The sequence below is a fragment of the Brevundimonas sp. genome (assembly GCF_044336875.1).
Lineage (GTDB): Bacteria > Pseudomonadota > Alphaproteobacteria > Caulobacterales > Caulobacteraceae > Brevundimonas.
The window spans coordinates 16,077-30,172 of the sequence record NZ_JBIIOP010000026.1; the positions used below are offsets into that span (position 1 = coordinate 16,077).

The window sequence follows — 14,096 nt, forward strand, 5'->3', positions numbered from 1 at the left end:
GCATGATCGAGATCACGCCTCTGCCCATAGCGCCGGCGGCGCTGCTGGAGAGCTTTTCGCGCGGCCGCGACGCCACCGGCGCCATCGCCAGTTTCACCGGCCTGACCCGGGCGGACGGCCGAGACGGGGCCGTCGCGCGTCTGACGCTTCAGGCCTATCCCGGCGTCACCGAAAAGGTCATGGCCGAGATCGAGATGGAGGCGCGCGCCCGTTTCGACATCCAGGACGTCCTCGCCGTCCACCGCTGGGGCGAGATCGGGGTGGGCGAGCCCATCGTCTTCGTCGCCGTCGCCGCCGCTCATCGCCGCGCGGCCTTCGAGGCCGTCGACTTCCTGATGGACCATTTCAAGACCCGCGCCCCCTTCTGGAAGAAGGAAGAGGGGCCGGCCGGCGCGCGCTGGATCGAACCCCGCGCGCAGGACCACGAGGATCTCGCCCGCTGGGCGAAGGAGACCCCATGAGCGACGCCCCCACCCAACTGCCCGCGCCGGGCGGCAAGCTGATCGATGGTCCGCTGATCCCGGTGCGGATCGCGGTCCTGACCGTCTCGGACACCCGTGACGAGGAAAGCGACACCTCGGGGGCCATTCTGGCCGGCCGGATCACTGACGCGGGCCATGCCTGCGCCGCGCGTGCGATCGTGCCGGACGACGTGGAGGCCATCCGCGCCCAGGTGAAGGCCTGGACTGCGGGGGGCGAGGTCGACGCGGTCATCACCACGGGCGGCACGGGTCTGACCGGTCGCGACGTCACGCCGGAGGCCCTGGAGCCGCTGTTCGACAAGCGGATCGAGGGGTTTTCCGTCATCTTCCACCACGTCAGCTATCAGACCATCGGCCTGTCGACCCTGCAGTCGCGCGCCACGGCGGGGCTGATCGACGGGGTCTTCGTCTTCTGCCTGCCGGGCTCGAACGGGGCGGTGCGGGACGGTTGGGACAAGGTGATCCGCTGGCAGCTCGACAGTCGTCACAAGCCTTGCAACATGGTCGAACTGATGCCGCGTCTGAAGGAAGTCTGATGGGCGAGCTGACCCATATCGACGCCGACGGGCGCGCCCGGATGGTGGATGTTTCGGACAAGGCCGAGACGACGCGCGAGGCGACGGCGCGCGGACGCCTGGTCATGCGGCCGGAAACCCTGGCCCTGGCGATGTCCGGCCAGACCAGAAAGGGCGATGTGCGTGCGGTGGCCGAGATCGCCGGCGTCATGGCGGCCAAGAGGACCTCCGATCTGATTCCCATGTGCCACCCGTTGATGCTGACCTCGGTCAAGGTGGCGGTCAGCGAGGCGGACGACGGCTCCGGCCTCGACGTTCTGGCGACGGTGCGGACCCGGGGACAGACGGGTGTCGAAATGGAGGCCCTGACCGCCGCGACCGTGGCCCTGCTGACCCTCTACGACATGCTGAAGGCGGTCGATCGCGGCATGACCCTGGAACAGGTGGCCCTGGTCGCCAAGTCCGGCGGCGCCTCGGGCGACTGGGTCCGCACGTGAGCCTGCCCGATGTCGAGACCGCTCGCGCCACCATGCTGGCCGCGATCACGCCTCTGCCAGGCGAGCGCGTGCCTGTGGGCGAGGCCGATGGCCGTTGGCTGGTCGAGCCGGTTATGGCGTCACGGGATCAGCCGCCCTTTCACGCCTCGGCCATGGACGGCTGGGCCGTGCGGGCTGCGGACGCCATTCCCGGCGCCCGGCTGCGCATCGTCGGCGAGAGCGCCGCAGGCCATTCACCCGACGGCGCGGTCGGGCCGGGGGAGGCTATTCGAATCTTCACCGGCGCGGCCCTGCCGGATGGCGCCGACCATGTGGTGATCCAGGAAGAGGCCGCCCGCGACGGCGACCATGTCGTGCTCGGCAAGGTCGCCGGTCCTGCCTATGTGCGCCCGCGCGGGGGGGATTTCCAGGCGGGCGCCGTGCTGCTCGAGGCCGGTCAGAGGCTCAATCCGTGGCGGTTGGTGCTGGCGGCGGCGGCCGGCGGACTGTCGGTCTCGTGCGGACCTCGGCCCCAGGTGGCGGTGTTGGCCAACGGCGACGAACTGGTCGAGCCGGGCGAGGCGGCTGGTCCGCATCAGATCTACAACTCCGCCGCTCCGGCCTTGGCCGCCTTCGCTCGACGACACGCGGCCGACGCTCGGACCCTGCGGCCGGCGGCGGACGACGAGGCGGTGATCCGATCGGTGGTCCAGGGCGAGGCGTTCGACCTTCTCGTGACGATCGGCGGGGCCTCGGTCGGGGATCATGACCGGGTCAAGCCGGCGCTGCGATCGCTGGGCGCCGACCTGGTCGTCGAGGGCGTCGCCGTGCGCCCGGGCAAGCCGGTGTGGTTCGCGATCCTGCCGGACGGCCGGCCGGTGCTGGGTCTGCCCGGCAATCCGGCCTCCGCCCTGGTCTGCGCCGAACTGTTCCTGGCGCCGCTGTTGGCCGTCATGCAGGGCGGGGCGCCCGAGATACCGATGGGACGCGCCCTGCTCGCCGAGCCCGCACCGGCCAACGGTCCGAGGGATCACTATATGCGCGCGGTGCTGGCGTCAGGCCCGGACGGGGCCCTCCACGCCACGCCGTTCGCCAATCAGGACTCGTCGCTGGTGACCGTGATGGCGCGCTCGAACGTCCTGCTGCGCCGTCCGCCAGGCGCGGCCGCCAGCGATGAAGGCGAGACGGTCGAAGTCGTCGGTCCGACGCTCTAGCTCGACAGCGGCCCGGCCAAGACCAGATCGCCCGGCGTGTCGATGTCCAGGGTCGCGCCGGGATGGTCTGTTTCGAACACCGCAACCGCCGCGCCCAGTCGATCGAACAGACTCCGCGCGCCCTGATCCCCTGTCAGCGCAAGCAGATCGGGGAAGACCTCGGCGGAGAAGGCGGCCGGATGCGCCGGTCCGCGGGGCGACCGCAGACGCGCCGCCGGCGCGCCGGCCAGAACGGCGTCGAGTAGTCGGTCGGCCATGGCGGGATCCACGGACGGCATGTCGCCAAGAAACACGGCCACGGCTCGTGCGTCGGCGGGCAGGGCGCGCACACCCGCCCGGAGCGAGGCGGATTGCCCCTGGTCCCAGTCAAGCGCCTCGACCAGGCGAAGCCGGTCGTCGACGACGACCTGGGTCAGCGCGCGCTGCACCTGATCGGCCTCGGCGCCCAGGACGACGGTGGCCTGATCGACCTGCGCCGCCAGGGCTGCACGGACCGCCCAGGTCACCAGGGGAGCGCCGCGCCAGTCGACGACCAGCTTGCCCCCGCCGAACCGGCTTGCGGCCCCGGCCGCCAGGACCAGGGCGTGGCGCCCGTCAGGCCTCACGATTTCGAGCCGATGATCTCGGCGATGACCGAGGCCGCGACTTCGTGCGGGGCGCGGGCGCCGATCTTCAGACCGATCGGCGCGCGCAACCGCGCCAGGGCGGCGGCGTCGACACCTGCGGCCTCCAGCCGGGCGAGGCGCTCCGGCAGCCGACGGCGGGATCCCAGCACCCCGACATAGCCAGTGTCGTGACCCAGGGCGGCGACCAGGGCCGCGTGGTCGAGATCCGCATCGTGCGTCGCGATCGCCACGGCGGTCCAACGGTCGAGCGCAAGCGCCGCCAACGCGCGCTCCGGCGCGTCGCGCCGGTAGTCCACCGCGAGCGGTGGCGGGGTTTCCGGTCCGTTCGGCCGTACGAAGGTCACTCGCCAGTCTTGGCGCACGCCCGCCTCGGCCATGGCGAGGGCGAAGGCGTCCGAGCCGATGACGACCAGGCGCTGCGGGGGCGCATAGGCGCGCAGTCGGTCCGGGTGGGGCTGGTCGCCCGCCAGGACGACGCGGCGCAAGCCGTCGGACGCCAGGGTGGCCTCGAGGCGGCGGTCCCGCGCCCGACGCAATTCGGCGACGGCGGGATCGTCCGGCATGATCCGTTCGACCAGCAGATCGAGACGGCCGCCGCAGGGCAGCTGGGTGTCGACGAACGGACTGCCCCGGCCATAGACCAGCCGCACCGGGGCGCCGTCGGCGAGGACGTCGCGGGCGTGCAGGGCGACGTCAGCCTCGATACAGCCGCCTGACAGAAAGCCGGCCATGTCGTCCCCGGTCACCACCATCTGGGCCCCGACGCCGCGCGGTCCTCCGCCCTCGGCCGCCACAATGGTGACGAGGGCGAAGGCTTCGCCCCGGTCGGCGGCGGCGAACATTCGGGGCCGCATGTCGTCTTCGAGGCCGGCGGCATACCAATCGGGCGCGGGCCGGTCCGGCGCCAAATGATCGGTCGCCGAATGATCGGGCGCGAGGGGGGCGGGAAAGGTCGGCGGTGCGGCTGGGGTCATGGCTTCGTCAAATCGCCGTCCGGGGCGATGTTCCATCCTTGGCGCGGTCTGATCAGACGCCTAGCATCGTCGCGATGATGCGCCATGTGTTTTCTCTCGTCTTCATCGTCGGTCTGGCCCTGTCCCAGCCCGCGGTCGCCCAGTCCGTCCAGCTCGAAGGCGCGGACGGCCGAACCGCCGCCCTGGACGCCGAGGCGGAAGCCGCACCCCGCTAGGATCGCGACCGTAAGCGCCGGCCCATTCATATCCGGCGTTCATGATCTCATGCGGAACGGGGCGGGTGGCGTCGGACGATTGCGACGCTAAGCTGAAGCCGACCGCCTTCACGGAACACCGACCATGACCGCCTTTCGTCCGTCCCGCCGCGCCGGCCTTCTCGCAGCCCTGAGTCTGGCGCTGCTCGCCGCCTGTGCGCCGCGCGAGCGGGCGCCCGCGCCGCCCGTGGTCGTGTTCGCGGCGGCCTCGCTGACCGACGCGCTGGGCGAGATTGCGGCCGATTATGAACGCGACACCGGCCAGGCCGTGCGCCTGTCCTTTGCAGCCAGCGGCGCGGTGGCGCGCCAGGTCGAGGCCGGCGCCCCGGCCGAGGTCGTCGTGCTGGCGGACAAGCCCTGGATGGATCGGCTTCAGGCCGCCGGTCGGGTGCAACCGGCCAGCCGCCTGGATCTGCTGGGCAATCGCCTGGTCCTGGTAGCGGCGCGCGACACGGTGGTCGAGGGAGAGCCGCTGGAGTGGCTGCGCCGGACTGGCGGCCGCCTCGTGATCGGCGATCCCGACAGCGTGCCGGCCGGCGCCTATGCTCGGGAGTGGCTGCAGAAGACGGGACGCTGGGATGCGGTTTCCGCCGCCCTCGTGACGGCGGCCGACGTGCGTGCGGTCCGCGCCTTCGTGGCCCGCGGCGAGGGACAGCTGGGCGTCATCTATCGCAGCGATGCGACCGGATTCGACGAGGTCAGGGTGGTGGCGGAGCCGCCGGCTGCGGATCAGCCGGCCATTGTCTATCCCGCGGCGCTCGCCACGGGGGCGACGCCCGCCGCGTCCGAATTCCTGGCCCATCTGCGCTCCCCCCAGGCCGCGAGCATCTTCCGACGTCATGGCTTCGAGCCGCTCTCCTGATGCCGGGACCGCGCGTCCGCCAATGCGACGGAGGTCGCGGCCCTGTTTGACCCCCTGACAGATTTCGAGGCCGAGGCGCTGTGGCTGTCCCTGCGGGTGGCTGCGGCCTCGCTGCTGGGGATCTTGCCGGTCGCCCTGCTGCTGGCCTTCGTGCTGGCCCGGGGGCGTTTCGCGGGCAAGTGGCTGGTGGAGGCGGCCGTCAACCTGCCCCTGGTGCTGCCGCCGGTTGTGACGGGTCTGGTGCTGCTGCTGGTGTTCGGCGTTCGCGGCCCGGTCGGGGGCTGGCTGCGCGACAGTTTCGGCGTGACCCTGGCCTTTCACTGGACGGGCGCCGCCCTGGCGGCGGGCGTCATGGCCCTGCCGCTGGTCGTTCGTCCGCTGCGGCTGTCGCTGGAGGCGGTGGATCATGGGCTCGAACAGGCGGCCGCGACCCTGGGCGCGCCGCCGCTTCAGGTCTTCCTGCGGGTGACGCTGCCGCTCGCGGCGCCTGGCCTGGTCGCGGGCATGATGCTGGGCTTCGCCCGCGCCTTCGGCGAATTCGGGGCCACGGTCACCTTCGCCGGCTCCATCCCCGGCGAGACCCAGACCCTGCCCGTCGCCATCTACACCGCCCTGCAGCGCGCCGACGGCGAGACGTCGGCGATGCGGCTGGCGATCCTGTCGGTCCTGGTCTCGGTCGCCGCTCTGTTCGTCGCCGAGTGGATCAATCGCCGCAGCCTTCGGACGGCGCGGCCGCGATGAGCATCGCCTTCGACATCCGACTGCGGCGGGGCGATTTCCGGCTGGATGTCGCCTTCGAAACGGACGCGCGCGCGGTCGCCGTCGTGGGGCCGTCCGGCGTGGGCAAGACGAGCCTGTTGCAGGGTCTGGCGGGTCTGGTCCGGGTCGATGAGGCGGAACTGCGGGTTGACGGCGTCCCGGTCCTCGATACGCGCTCGGGTCTGGCGCCGCCGCCCCATCGTCGGGGCGTCGGCTATGTGTTTCAGGACGGCCGCCTGTTTCCGCATATGAGGGTGGGGGACAATGTCGGATTCGGCAGACACTACGCCGACGCCCCCATGACCGTGGGCGAGGCGCTTCGTCTGGTCGACCTGGAAGGGTTCGAAATGCGGTGGCCGGCCAGTCTATCAGGCGGTGAAATGCGCCGCGTCGCCCTGGCTCGGGCTTTGGCGACCCGACCAAAGATGCTTTTGCTGGACGAACCTTTCACCGGTTTGGACGACGGCCGTCGCGCTGATCTCATCCCCTATCTGTTGCGGCTGAGAGACGAGCTCGCGACGCAAATGATCATCGTCTCCCATGATCAACGCGATGTTGGAGATCTTGCGCAGTCTGTCTTGGTCATGGGCCGGCCGACCGATACCGGTCAGGCCAACCAAATCTCGGGCGACAGACGCCGTCTCGCTGAAATCCAGCAGGGTCCGGCCTGAAGCCGTCAGTCATGCCTCAAGGACTGCTTCCAGACGGGGTAGTCGTGGCCAAGCAGGGGTTCGGCCCATTCGCCGACGTAGCGATAGCCGTTGCGGCGCTCCGCCTCGATCTGGTTCAGATCGTAACGGGTGACGGAATCCCGGCCGATGTAGATCGGCCGGTCCGTCTCCAGCTCGTAGAAACGCGCCCAGATGCGGGCGCCGGGCTTCGGCGTCAGCGCGCGGTCAGGCCGGCCCTGGGCGTCGATGACGACGGTCTCCGTCGTGTCGGGGATGGCGACCTGTGTCAGCCAGGCTCATCAGGAAGCGGACGATGCCGACGGTTTCAGACCCGGACAGGGACGGCGGCTCGAACCGCCGCGCCCATGCGGGCGCCAGGGTGTCGGCGTCGTGCTGGGCGCATCAGGCGGTCGGAACGCCATTTCTGGATCGGCAATTTATCGATTGTGGGATCAGGGCTGGGAACGACCCCGGCCTCGATCTTCATTTGGAGCGTGATGCAGGCGTCTGCCGGAACCGCACAGCGGTTCCGGCAGAAACAATCGGGGCCTAGTATTTCACGCTCAGGCGCGCATACCAGAAGCCTCCGTTCATGCCGAACGGTCCCCCCGACCGAGGATAGATCTGGCCGTCCGCCGTGCTGCCGGTTACGGCGTAGATCGGGTTGGCCGTGGTCGGAGCGATCTTGTCCGGGTATTCGTCGAACAGATTGTTGGCGCCGACGGTGACGGTGTACCGGTCTGCGATCGTATAGCTGACGTCGAGGTCGACGGTGACCTTGTCGCCGAACTCCTGGCCCGGATAGTCCTGTGCGCTGAGCCAGCTGCTGTAGTAGTTGGCGCGTCCGTTGATGAAGAATCCGGCGACCTGCCAATTGGCCGAGAGATTGGCCCTGTGCTTTGGCGTCAGGTTCTCGATATCGACGATCCGGTCCGCGCCGATGGCGATCGGGTCGAAGCTGGTGACCTCGCTCTTGTTGTAGCTGTAGGCCAGCGTCAGGTTCAGCGGATTGTCCAGCAACTCGGTGCGATAGGTGGCGACCGCGTCGACGCCCTCGGTCGTGGTGTCGAAGCCGTTGGTGAAATAGGCCACGGCGCCGCCGACCCCGACCGCGGCGAGCGCGGGCTGGGCGGCGATGTCGGCGGCCGTGACGTCGACTGGGCTGGTGATGCTGATGCGATCCTTGACGTCGATCGAATAGCCGTCGACGGTCAGGCTGAAGGTGCTGGTCGGCTTGAAGATGAAGCCGAGCCCGTAGTTGGTCGATTCTTCAGGCGTCAGGGTCTGGGCGCCGAAGTATTGGGCGATCGCGCTGGAGACAGGATAGGTGCCGATCTGGACCTGATTGCCGGCCACGAAGGTGGTGGTCAGGATTTCGGCGCTGCCCTGTCCGGGCGAGGGTGCGTGGAACCCGGTGCCGACGGTTCCCCGTACTGAGAAGACCTCGGATACGCGATAGATGGCGTTCAGCTTGCCAACGAAGGTGTCGCCGAAGGTGTCGTAATCCTCGTAGCGTCCGGCGACGCCTACGGTGAAGGCCTCGGTGACGTCGGTCTCGGCGCCCAGATAGACGCCGTAGTTGCTCTGCGACGAGGTCCTCGCCGACGCCGGGCTGGTGCCGCCGTAGCCGCTGGCGCCGGGCGACTGGGACGCCGTGGCCTGCACCGTCGAGCGGGCGTAGACGCCGGGCGCGATCAGGTCATACAGCGGCTGCGAGGCGTAGGGACCGGCGGCATAGGACTGCAGGTCGCCCGCCGTCGCCTCGTATTCCTCGCGGCGATATTCGGCGCCGCCGGACAGGGTGATCGGGCTCGCGAACCCGACTTCGATGGGATAGGTCAGGTCCAGGTTCACATTGGCTTCGCGCTGGATCAGCTCGCCAAACTGGAACGAGGTCTGGCTGTCGGGACCGAAGGAGGCGTTGAGCGACTGGGTCATCGCCAGGTCGAGCGAGTTCTCTGCGAACGTCGTCGATATATCGTAGGTCAGACCGCTGTCGGCCTCGCCCTTGAAGCCGATCGTGCCGTACATCTGGTCGACCTCGCCCTGGAAGCGGGGCGTGAAGCCGGCGGGGTAAAGCGAGGCGAAGCTGAAGGTGTTGGCGTCCCGAACGAACCCGCCGGTGGGGCAGGTGGCGTTGCCGGTCGGACAAGGCGTCAGATAGATCGGCGAAAAGGCCCCGTTCGCGCCGGGCGTGGACGTGGCGGGCGTCCCCGTGCCGTTGTCGATCACCAGAGGCGTGGGCGACGCGATCGGCGAGCGATAGTTGAAGCTCTGATCGGCCTCGCGGTGGCCGATATTGGCCGTCAGATAGAGGCTGCTCTTGTCGGTGACATTATAGGCCGAGTTGAGGAACAGCTTGTAGCCCTTGGTCGGCGACGAGCCCCAGATCTGCACGGGATCGGGATAGTTGGGCAGTTGATCGGCAAGACCGGGATTGGCCGCCGCGAAGGCGACCGCGACCGGTCGGGTCGCGCCGCGGCTGGTCTGGTCGTCGTCGAAATACTCGCCCGACAGATTGACGAAGCCTGAACCCCACAGGCCAAAGCCGGCGTTGGCGGCGATCTGATAGCTCTCGCCGTCGCCGCTGTAGGTCTGGCCATAGCGGGTCTGGACCTCAAACCCGGTGCTGTTGTCGCGCAGGCCATAGTTGATCACGCCGCCGATGGCGTCGGACCCGTATTGCGCGGTCGCTCCGTCACGCAGAATCTGCAGGTTCTTGATCGCGATCGCCGGGATCATCGAGATGTCGGCGCTTTGCGCGCCCAGCGACAGGGCGGTGTCGCCGCCGGTGACGACCTGGACCAGCGCGGACCGATTGTACCGCTTGCCGTTGATCATCACCAGAATCTGGTCGGCGCCGAGACCACGCAAAGATGGCGCGCGTACGAAGGTCGAGGCGTCGGAGATGGTGTTTTGCGGCACGTAGAACGACGGGACCAGGTTCTTGACCACGTCCAGCATGTCGGCGGCGGGCTGCCGAGCCAGTTCTTCCCCTCCGATGACGTCGATCGGAGACGCGGAATCGGTCGCCGAGCGGTCGGTTCGACGCGTCCCGATGACGACGATTTCGTCGACCTGCGTGCTGTCTGCGGAAGGCGTCGGCGCCGGTGTGGCGATCTGCGCCGACACCGGTTGCGCCATGAGCAGTACGGCGACCGCACCCCCGCTGCTCAGCATTGATTTGAAAGGCACTTTTATGACGAAGTTTCGCATGAGAGATCCAATCGAGTTGACGACAAGATTTCCTGCAGTGCCCCTCCCCAGAGACCGGGGTTATCTTTGACGAAGTTACTGGGAATGATAGCCCGCCGATTCATGATTTGGCCGTACTGTTGCCAAAGCGTCACCAAACCGAGGCGAACCGTCATCCAGGCGTCGGGCTCCTGTCACGGAGGCGAGCCTTTCCGCTTGCGCCGACGACGGCGCATTCCACCTCCGCGCTGGACGAACCGGGCCGGGGTTTCTATGATCCCGCTCGACCGCCGGATCTTTTTCAGCGGATTCTTTCGCGTGGGTTTGACGACGTGCTGAACAAGATTTTCGCCTGGTGGAACGGGGCCACGATCGGCACCCTCTTCACGATCGCCAAGCGTGGCCGCTACGTCGGGACCGACGAGATCGGCAACAAGTATTACGAGGCCAAGGACAACTCGAGCTACGACGGCCGCAAGCGCCGCTGGGTCGTGTACGAAGGCTATGCCGACGCGTCAAAGGTGCCGGCCGACTGGCACGGCTGGCTGCGCTACACCTTCGACCTGCCGCCGACCGAGGCCCCGCTGCCGCGCCGGTCGTGGGAAAAGGACCATCTGCCCAATTTCACGGGCACGCCGATGGCGTGGCGCCCGCAGGGTTCGCTGGCCGCCGAGGCCAAGCGCCCCGCCGCGACCGGCGACTATCAGGCGTGGACGCCCGAGTGAAACCGAATCGGCTCCTGCTGGGCGGGGCGGCCGTCGCCGTGGCGCTGAGCGCCGGGGCGGTGACCGCCAGCGTGCTGCAGGACGCCCCGCGCGACGCGCGTCCGGTTCAGGGTTCGGGCCAGGACCCGATCGGCGACATCCTGCGCAATACCCCGGCCCAGGCGCCGGCCAATGTCCCGACCGAGGCTCCGCCGGCCGGCGCGCCCGCGCCCCGCGCCCCGGTCGCCCTGACCCCGCCGCCCTCGATCGTGATCGCCGAGGACGCGGCCGTCGCCGAGAAAGCCCAGGAAGAGGCCGCCGCCGAGAAGCCGGTGGCGGAAAAGGCCATCGAACAGCCGGCCACGCCCGCACGTCGCCAGCGCCGCAAGTTCGCGGTCATCCAGGCCATCGACAAGACCACGGCCGAGACCATGAAGTTCGAGGTCGAGGTCGGCGGCCGTCCGGTCCGTTTCAACCGCAACCTGATCTTCAGCGTTCGCGCCTGCGAGGTCTCGACGCCCGACGAACTGACCGAAGACGCCATCGCCTATGTCGACGTCTCGCTGCAGTCGCGGGGGACGAACCAACCCGCCGAGCCGCGCCAGATCTACCGGGGCTGGATGTTCGCCTCGTCCCCGGCCGTCAGCGGTCTGCAGAGCCCGAACTACGACGCCTGGGTGGTCGGCTGTAAGAACTGACGGAGGCGCGCACGGCGCGACGCCGCACGCGCTTCTCGCGCCGCGTCGGTCGGTTCAGACTTCCGCCGGGAAGTCGGTGGACCGGGTCAGGCCCTCCCACTGATCTATATCCTCGATCACGCTGTCCAGCTTCTCGCGGGCGCGGCGCAGGGCGTCGCTGCCCAGAAGCAGATGCAGCGGCGGTTCCGCTGAATCGACGAGGGTCAGGATCGCCGTCGCGGCGCGGTCCGGATCCCCGCCCTGCCGACCGGCGATCTCGTCGAAATGGGCCATGACCTTGCCGACATTGTCGGCATAGGCGTCCTCGGCCTGGCTGCGCCGGATCGAATGGTCGCTCAGGAAGTCCGTGCGGAAGCCGCCCGGCGCCACGGCGGTGACCCGGACGCCGAACGCCTTCGCCTCCTGTTCCAGGCCCTGCGACAACCCCTCCATGGCCGACTTGGCCGCCGCATACAGGCTGGACCCGGCCATGGGCGCGCGGCTGGCGATCGAGGTGATGTTGACGATATGTCCTCCGCCCTGACGCCGCATATGGGGCAGGGCGGCGCGGATCAGGCGGAAGGGGCCGAAGACATTGGTCTCGAACAGGCGCGACACCTCGGCGTCCGACGCCGCCTCGACCGCGCCTAACAGTCCATAGCCTGCATTGTTGACCAGGACGTCGATACGGCCGGCCCTGTCGAGAGCTTCCGTGATCGCCGGCCCGGCCGCCGCCGGATCGGCGACGTCGAGCGTCAGCACATGCAGCTCCCCCTTTCCTCGGGCGAAGTCCGGCGCATCCTGCCGAACCGTGCCGACGACCGTGTCGCCGCGCGCCAGGGCCGCTTCAGCCAGCGCCTTGCCGAGGCCGCGCGATATGCCGGTGATGAACCAGGTCTTCATGTCCGTTCTCCTTTGACGCCGGGATTTGATCCTGTTTCCTCTTCGGAATAATCAGCGTAATTCTTCGTGAGCTTGTAAGAGCAGCTTCATAATGCTGGGGTTGCGCCATGATTCATCCCAGTGAGTTCGGCGCCCTGCGCGCCTTCGTGACGGTGGCCGAGCATCGCAGCTTCACCCGGGCGGCGGCGGTGCTGGGCGTCTCCGCCTCGGCCCTCAGCCAACTGGTGCGCGGTCTGGAGGAAAGGCTGGGCGTTCGGCTGTTGAACCGTACGACCCGCAGCGTGTCCCTGACCGAGGCCGGCGCCGCCCTGACCGACGAGGCCGGCGAGGCCCTGTCGAACCTGTCCGGGGCCCTCGATCATGCGCGCCAGGCGGCGGGGCGCCCGGCAGGCGCTTTGAGAATCCATTGTTTCCACGCCGCCGCAGAGATGTTCCTTCTCCCGGTGCTGGGCGCCTTTACCCGCGACTATCCGGACGTGGTGCTCGACCTGACCATCGACGATACGGTCGTGGACATCGTCGAGAAGGGCTTCGACGCGGCGATCCGTATCGGCGAGGTGATCGAACGCGACATGGTCGCCGTCCGGCTCGGCGGCGATATCCGCCAGATCGCCGTCGCCGCCCCGAGCTACATCGCCCGGCACGGCGCGCCGCAGACGCCTGGCGACCTGCTCGACCACCACTGCATCCGCTGGCGCTGGCCCGGGCACGAGCGCCCCTATGCCTGGGAGTTCTTCCAGGACGGCCGCTGGTTCTCCGTGGCGGTGGAGGGGCCGGTCATCGCCAATAGCCGATCCTTTACCTACGAGGCGGCGATCGCCGGCGCCGGGATCGCCTTTCTGAAGGAGGCGTCGGTGGCCCAGGCCGTGGGGGAGGGGCGGCTGGTCCCCTTGCTCGAGTCCTGGTCGGCGCCCTTCGCCGGCTTCTATCTCTGCTATCCGCAACAGAGGCAGATGGCGCCGTCGCTGCGCGCCTTCGTCGATGCCGTCGCCGCGCCGTTTCGCGATAAATCCGTCTAGGCCGTCGCCCGTTCCACCGCCTCGGCCCCGGTCATCGGCGCCCACAGCACGGTCTCGTCGACCGCGACCTTCAGCGCCGGCTTCAACTGCTGCAGATAGGCGGCCTGGGGCGTCTCGACCGCGCCGAACTGGCTGAGGTGTTCGGTCAGGAACTGGGCGTCCAGCAGGGTCCAGCCGCCCTTTCTCAAGCGTGCGACCAGATGGACCAGGGCCACCTTGGACGCGTCGGTCGTCCGACTGAACATGCTCTCGCCGAAGAAGGCGCCGCCCAGCGACACGCCGTACAGGCCGCCGACCAGCCGCTCGTCCCGCCAGCATTCGATCGAATGGACATGGCCCCGGGCGAACAGAGCGGCGTAGAGCCGTCGGATCGGGCCGTTGATCCAGGTGTCCTCGCGCTCGGGCCCCTGGGCCGCCGCGCAGCCGTCCAGCACAGCCTCGAAGGCGGTGTCGACCCGCACCTCGAACGGCTCGCTCCTGAGGGTGCGGCGCAGGCGGGTGGGGATGTGAAAGGAGTCCAGCGGTATGACGCCCCGCTGATCCGGCTCGATGATGAAGACGCGCGGATCGTCGCGCGACTCGGCCATCGGAAACACGCCCCGGGCGTAACAGGCCAGCAGGTCCTCGGGGCCGAAACCGCCGAAAGGCCCGCTGGCGCTGAAATCGGGGTCGGTCATATTCCTCCCCCATAGGGGGAGGGGGACCGCGAAGCGGTGGAGGGGGCTGATCGCCAGCGCCGGTGTCTGGGGCAGGCCCCCTCCACCA

At 69.0% G+C, this 14,096-nt stretch carries 16 protein-coding genes and 1 pseudogene; 11 read left to right on the forward strand and 6 right to left on the reverse strand.

The genetic code is table 11. The features are described 5' to 3' along the window. Positions 1 to 2 precede the first annotated feature (2 nt). Genes ACIQ1T_RS17820 through glp form a run of 4 tightly spaced genes read left to right on the forward strand, consistent with a single transcriptional unit; the run spans position 3 to position 2,687 of the window. A complete protein-coding gene (locus ACIQ1T_RS17820) occupies positions 3 to 461 on the forward strand; it encodes a molybdenum cofactor biosynthesis protein MoaE (RefSeq protein ID WP_395945905.1) in 459 nt (152 codons plus the stop codon). Beyond that, positions 458 to 1,018 carry a molybdenum cofactor biosynthesis protein B gene (gene moaB / locus ACIQ1T_RS17825; RefSeq protein WP_395945906.1) on the forward strand — a complete coding sequence of 187 codons (561 nt, stop codon included), beginning with the start codon at positions 458 to 460 and terminating at the stop codon, positions 1,016 to 1,018. The genes ACIQ1T_RS17820 and moaB overlap by 4 nt, the downstream gene beginning before the upstream one ends. Beyond that, on the forward strand, positions 1,018 to 1,494 hold the full coding sequence (gene moaC, locus ACIQ1T_RS17830) for a cyclic pyranopterin monophosphate synthase MoaC (RefSeq protein ID WP_395945907.1): 477 nt from the start codon (positions 1,018 to 1,020) through the stop codon (positions 1,492 to 1,494). The genes moaB and moaC overlap by 1 nt, the downstream gene beginning before the upstream one ends. After that, entirely contained in the window at positions 1,491 to 2,687 is a 1,197-nt protein-coding gene (glp, locus tag ACIQ1T_RS17835) for a gephyrin-like molybdotransferase Glp (protein ID WP_395945908.1), read from the forward strand. The genes moaC and glp overlap by 4 nt, the downstream gene beginning before the upstream one ends. Here glp and ACIQ1T_RS17840 read toward each other — a convergent pair. Both ACIQ1T_RS17840 and ACIQ1T_RS17845 read right to left on the reverse strand, forming a co-directional pair. Continuing rightward, positions 2,684 to 3,292 carry an NTP transferase domain-containing protein gene (locus ACIQ1T_RS17840; protein WP_395945909.1) on the reverse strand — a complete coding sequence of 203 codons (609 nt, stop codon included), beginning with the start codon at positions 3,290 to 3,292 and terminating at the stop codon, positions 2,684 to 2,686. The genes glp and ACIQ1T_RS17840 overlap by 4 nt on opposite strands. Further along, on the reverse strand, positions 3,289 to 4,287 hold the full coding sequence (locus ACIQ1T_RS17845) for an XdhC family protein (protein WP_395945910.1): 999 nt from the start codon (positions 4,285 to 4,287) through the stop codon (positions 3,289 to 3,291). Before ACIQ1T_RS17845 ends, ACIQ1T_RS17840 begins: the two co-directional genes overlap by 4 nt. Before the next feature lie 86 nt (positions 4,288 to 4,373). Between ACIQ1T_RS17845 and ACIQ1T_RS17850 the strand changes: the two genes are divergently transcribed. The 4 genes from ACIQ1T_RS17850 to ACIQ1T_RS17865 all read left to right on the forward strand — a co-directional run bounded on the left by ACIQ1T_RS17850 (position 4,374) and on the right by ACIQ1T_RS17865 (position 6,833). Next, positions 4,374 to 4,502 carry a hypothetical protein gene (locus ACIQ1T_RS17850; RefSeq protein WP_395945911.1) on the forward strand — a complete coding sequence of 43 codons (129 nt, stop codon included), beginning with the start codon at positions 4,374 to 4,376 and terminating at the stop codon, positions 4,500 to 4,502. Between the two features lie 124 nt (positions 4,503 to 4,626). Next, a complete protein-coding gene (gene modA / locus ACIQ1T_RS17855; RefSeq protein WP_395945912.1) occupies positions 4,627 to 5,403 on the forward strand; it encodes a molybdate ABC transporter substrate-binding protein in 777 nt (258 codons plus the stop codon). Positions 5,404 to 5,457: 54 nt separating this feature from the next. Continuing rightward, positions 5,458 to 6,144, forward strand: coding sequence for a molybdate ABC transporter permease subunit (modB, locus tag ACIQ1T_RS17860; protein ID WP_395945920.1), 687 nt, complete (start codon positions 5,458 to 5,460; stop codon positions 6,142 to 6,144). Next, on the forward strand, positions 6,141 to 6,833 hold the full coding sequence (locus tag ACIQ1T_RS17865) for an ATP-binding cassette domain-containing protein (RefSeq protein ID WP_395945913.1): 693 nt from the start codon (positions 6,141 to 6,143) through the stop codon (positions 6,831 to 6,833). Before modB ends, ACIQ1T_RS17865 begins: the two co-directional genes overlap by 4 nt. Before the next feature lie 5 nt (positions 6,834 to 6,838). On the opposite strand, the pseudogene ACIQ1T_RS17870 reads toward ACIQ1T_RS17865, so the two are convergent. Beyond that, a pseudogene (locus ACIQ1T_RS17870) lies at positions 6,839 to 7,211 on the reverse strand (pectate lyase). 171 nt (positions 7,212 to 7,382) lie between these two features. After that, positions 7,383 to 10,013, reverse strand: coding sequence for a TonB-dependent receptor plug domain-containing protein (locus tag ACIQ1T_RS17875; RefSeq protein ID WP_395945914.1), 2,631 nt, complete (start codon positions 10,011 to 10,013; stop codon positions 7,383 to 7,385). Positions 10,014 to 10,360: 347 nt separating this feature from the next. On the opposite strand from ACIQ1T_RS17875, the gene ACIQ1T_RS17880 reads away from it, so the two are divergent. Both ACIQ1T_RS17880 and ACIQ1T_RS17885 read left to right on the forward strand, forming a co-directional pair. Next, positions 10,361 to 10,753: an NADH:ubiquinone oxidoreductase subunit NDUFA12 gene (locus tag ACIQ1T_RS17880; protein ID WP_395945915.1), complete on the forward strand. Its 393-nt coding sequence runs from the start codon at positions 10,361 to 10,363 to the stop codon at positions 10,751 to 10,753. Beyond that, entirely contained in the window at positions 10,750 to 11,430 is a 681-nt protein-coding gene (locus tag ACIQ1T_RS17885; protein WP_395945916.1) for a DUF2155 domain-containing protein, read from the forward strand. Before ACIQ1T_RS17880 ends, ACIQ1T_RS17885 begins: the two co-directional genes overlap by 4 nt. A 54-nt stretch (positions 11,431 to 11,484) precedes the next feature. Here the strand turns inward: ACIQ1T_RS17885 and ACIQ1T_RS17890 are convergent, their stop codons facing one another. After that, positions 11,485 to 12,312 (reverse strand): oxidoreductase, encoded by an 828-nt coding sequence (locus ACIQ1T_RS17890; protein ID WP_395945917.1) that lies wholly within the window; start codon positions 12,310 to 12,312, stop codon positions 11,485 to 11,487. 107 nt (positions 12,313 to 12,419) lie between these two features. Here ACIQ1T_RS17890 and ACIQ1T_RS17895 point away from each other — a divergent pair, with 107 nt between their 5' ends. Continuing rightward, complete coding sequence (locus ACIQ1T_RS17895) at positions 12,420 to 13,331, forward strand: LysR family transcriptional regulator (protein WP_395945918.1); 912 nt, start codon at positions 12,420 to 12,422, stop codon at positions 13,329 to 13,331. Here the strand turns inward: ACIQ1T_RS17895 and aat are convergent. Next, positions 13,328 to 14,008: a leucyl/phenylalanyl-tRNA--protein transferase gene (gene aat / locus ACIQ1T_RS17900; protein WP_395945919.1), complete on the reverse strand. Its 681-nt coding sequence runs from the start codon at positions 14,006 to 14,008 to the stop codon at positions 13,328 to 13,330. The genes ACIQ1T_RS17895 and aat overlap by 4 nt on opposite strands. Positions 14,009 to 14,096 lie beyond the last annotated feature (88 nt).

Excerpts from the sequence above, each read along its gene's own strand:
- ACIQ1T_RS17895 (WP_395945918.1), top strand. The coding sequence starts at position 12,420 with ATGATTCATCCCAGTGAGTTCGGCGCCCTGCGCGCCTTCGTGACGGTG.
- ACIQ1T_RS17845 (WP_395945910.1), bottom strand. The coding sequence starts at position 4,287 with ATGACCCCAGCCGCACCGCCGACCTTTCCCGCCCCCCTCGCGCCCGAT.
- ACIQ1T_RS17875 (WP_395945914.1), bottom strand. The coding sequence starts at position 10,013 with ATGCTGAGCAGCGGGGGTGCGGTCGCCGTACTGCTCATGGCGCAACCG.
- ACIQ1T_RS17865 (WP_395945913.1), top strand. The coding sequence starts at position 6,141 with ATGAGCATCGCCTTCGACATCCGACTGCGGCGGGGCGATTTCCGGCTG.
- moaB (WP_395945906.1), top strand. The coding sequence starts at position 458 with ATGAGCGACGCCCCCACCCAACTGCCCGCGCCGGGCGGCAAGCTGATC.
- moaC (WP_395945907.1), top strand. The coding sequence starts at position 1,018 with ATGGGCGAGCTGACCCATATCGACGCCGACGGGCGCGCCCGGATGGTG.
- modA (WP_395945912.1), top strand. The coding sequence starts at position 4,627 with ATGACCGCCTTTCGTCCGTCCCGCCGCGCCGGCCTTCTCGCAGCCCTG.
- ACIQ1T_RS17890 (WP_395945917.1), bottom strand. The coding sequence starts at position 12,312 with ATGAAGACCTGGTTCATCACCGGCATATCGCGCGGCCTCGGCAAGGCG.
- aat (WP_395945919.1), bottom strand. The coding sequence starts at position 14,008 with ATGACCGACCCCGATTTCAGCGCCAGCGGGCCTTTCGGCGGTTTCGGC.
- ACIQ1T_RS17820 (WP_395945905.1), top strand. The coding sequence starts at position 3 with ATGATCGAGATCACGCCTCTGCCCATAGCGCCGGCGGCGCTGCTGGAG.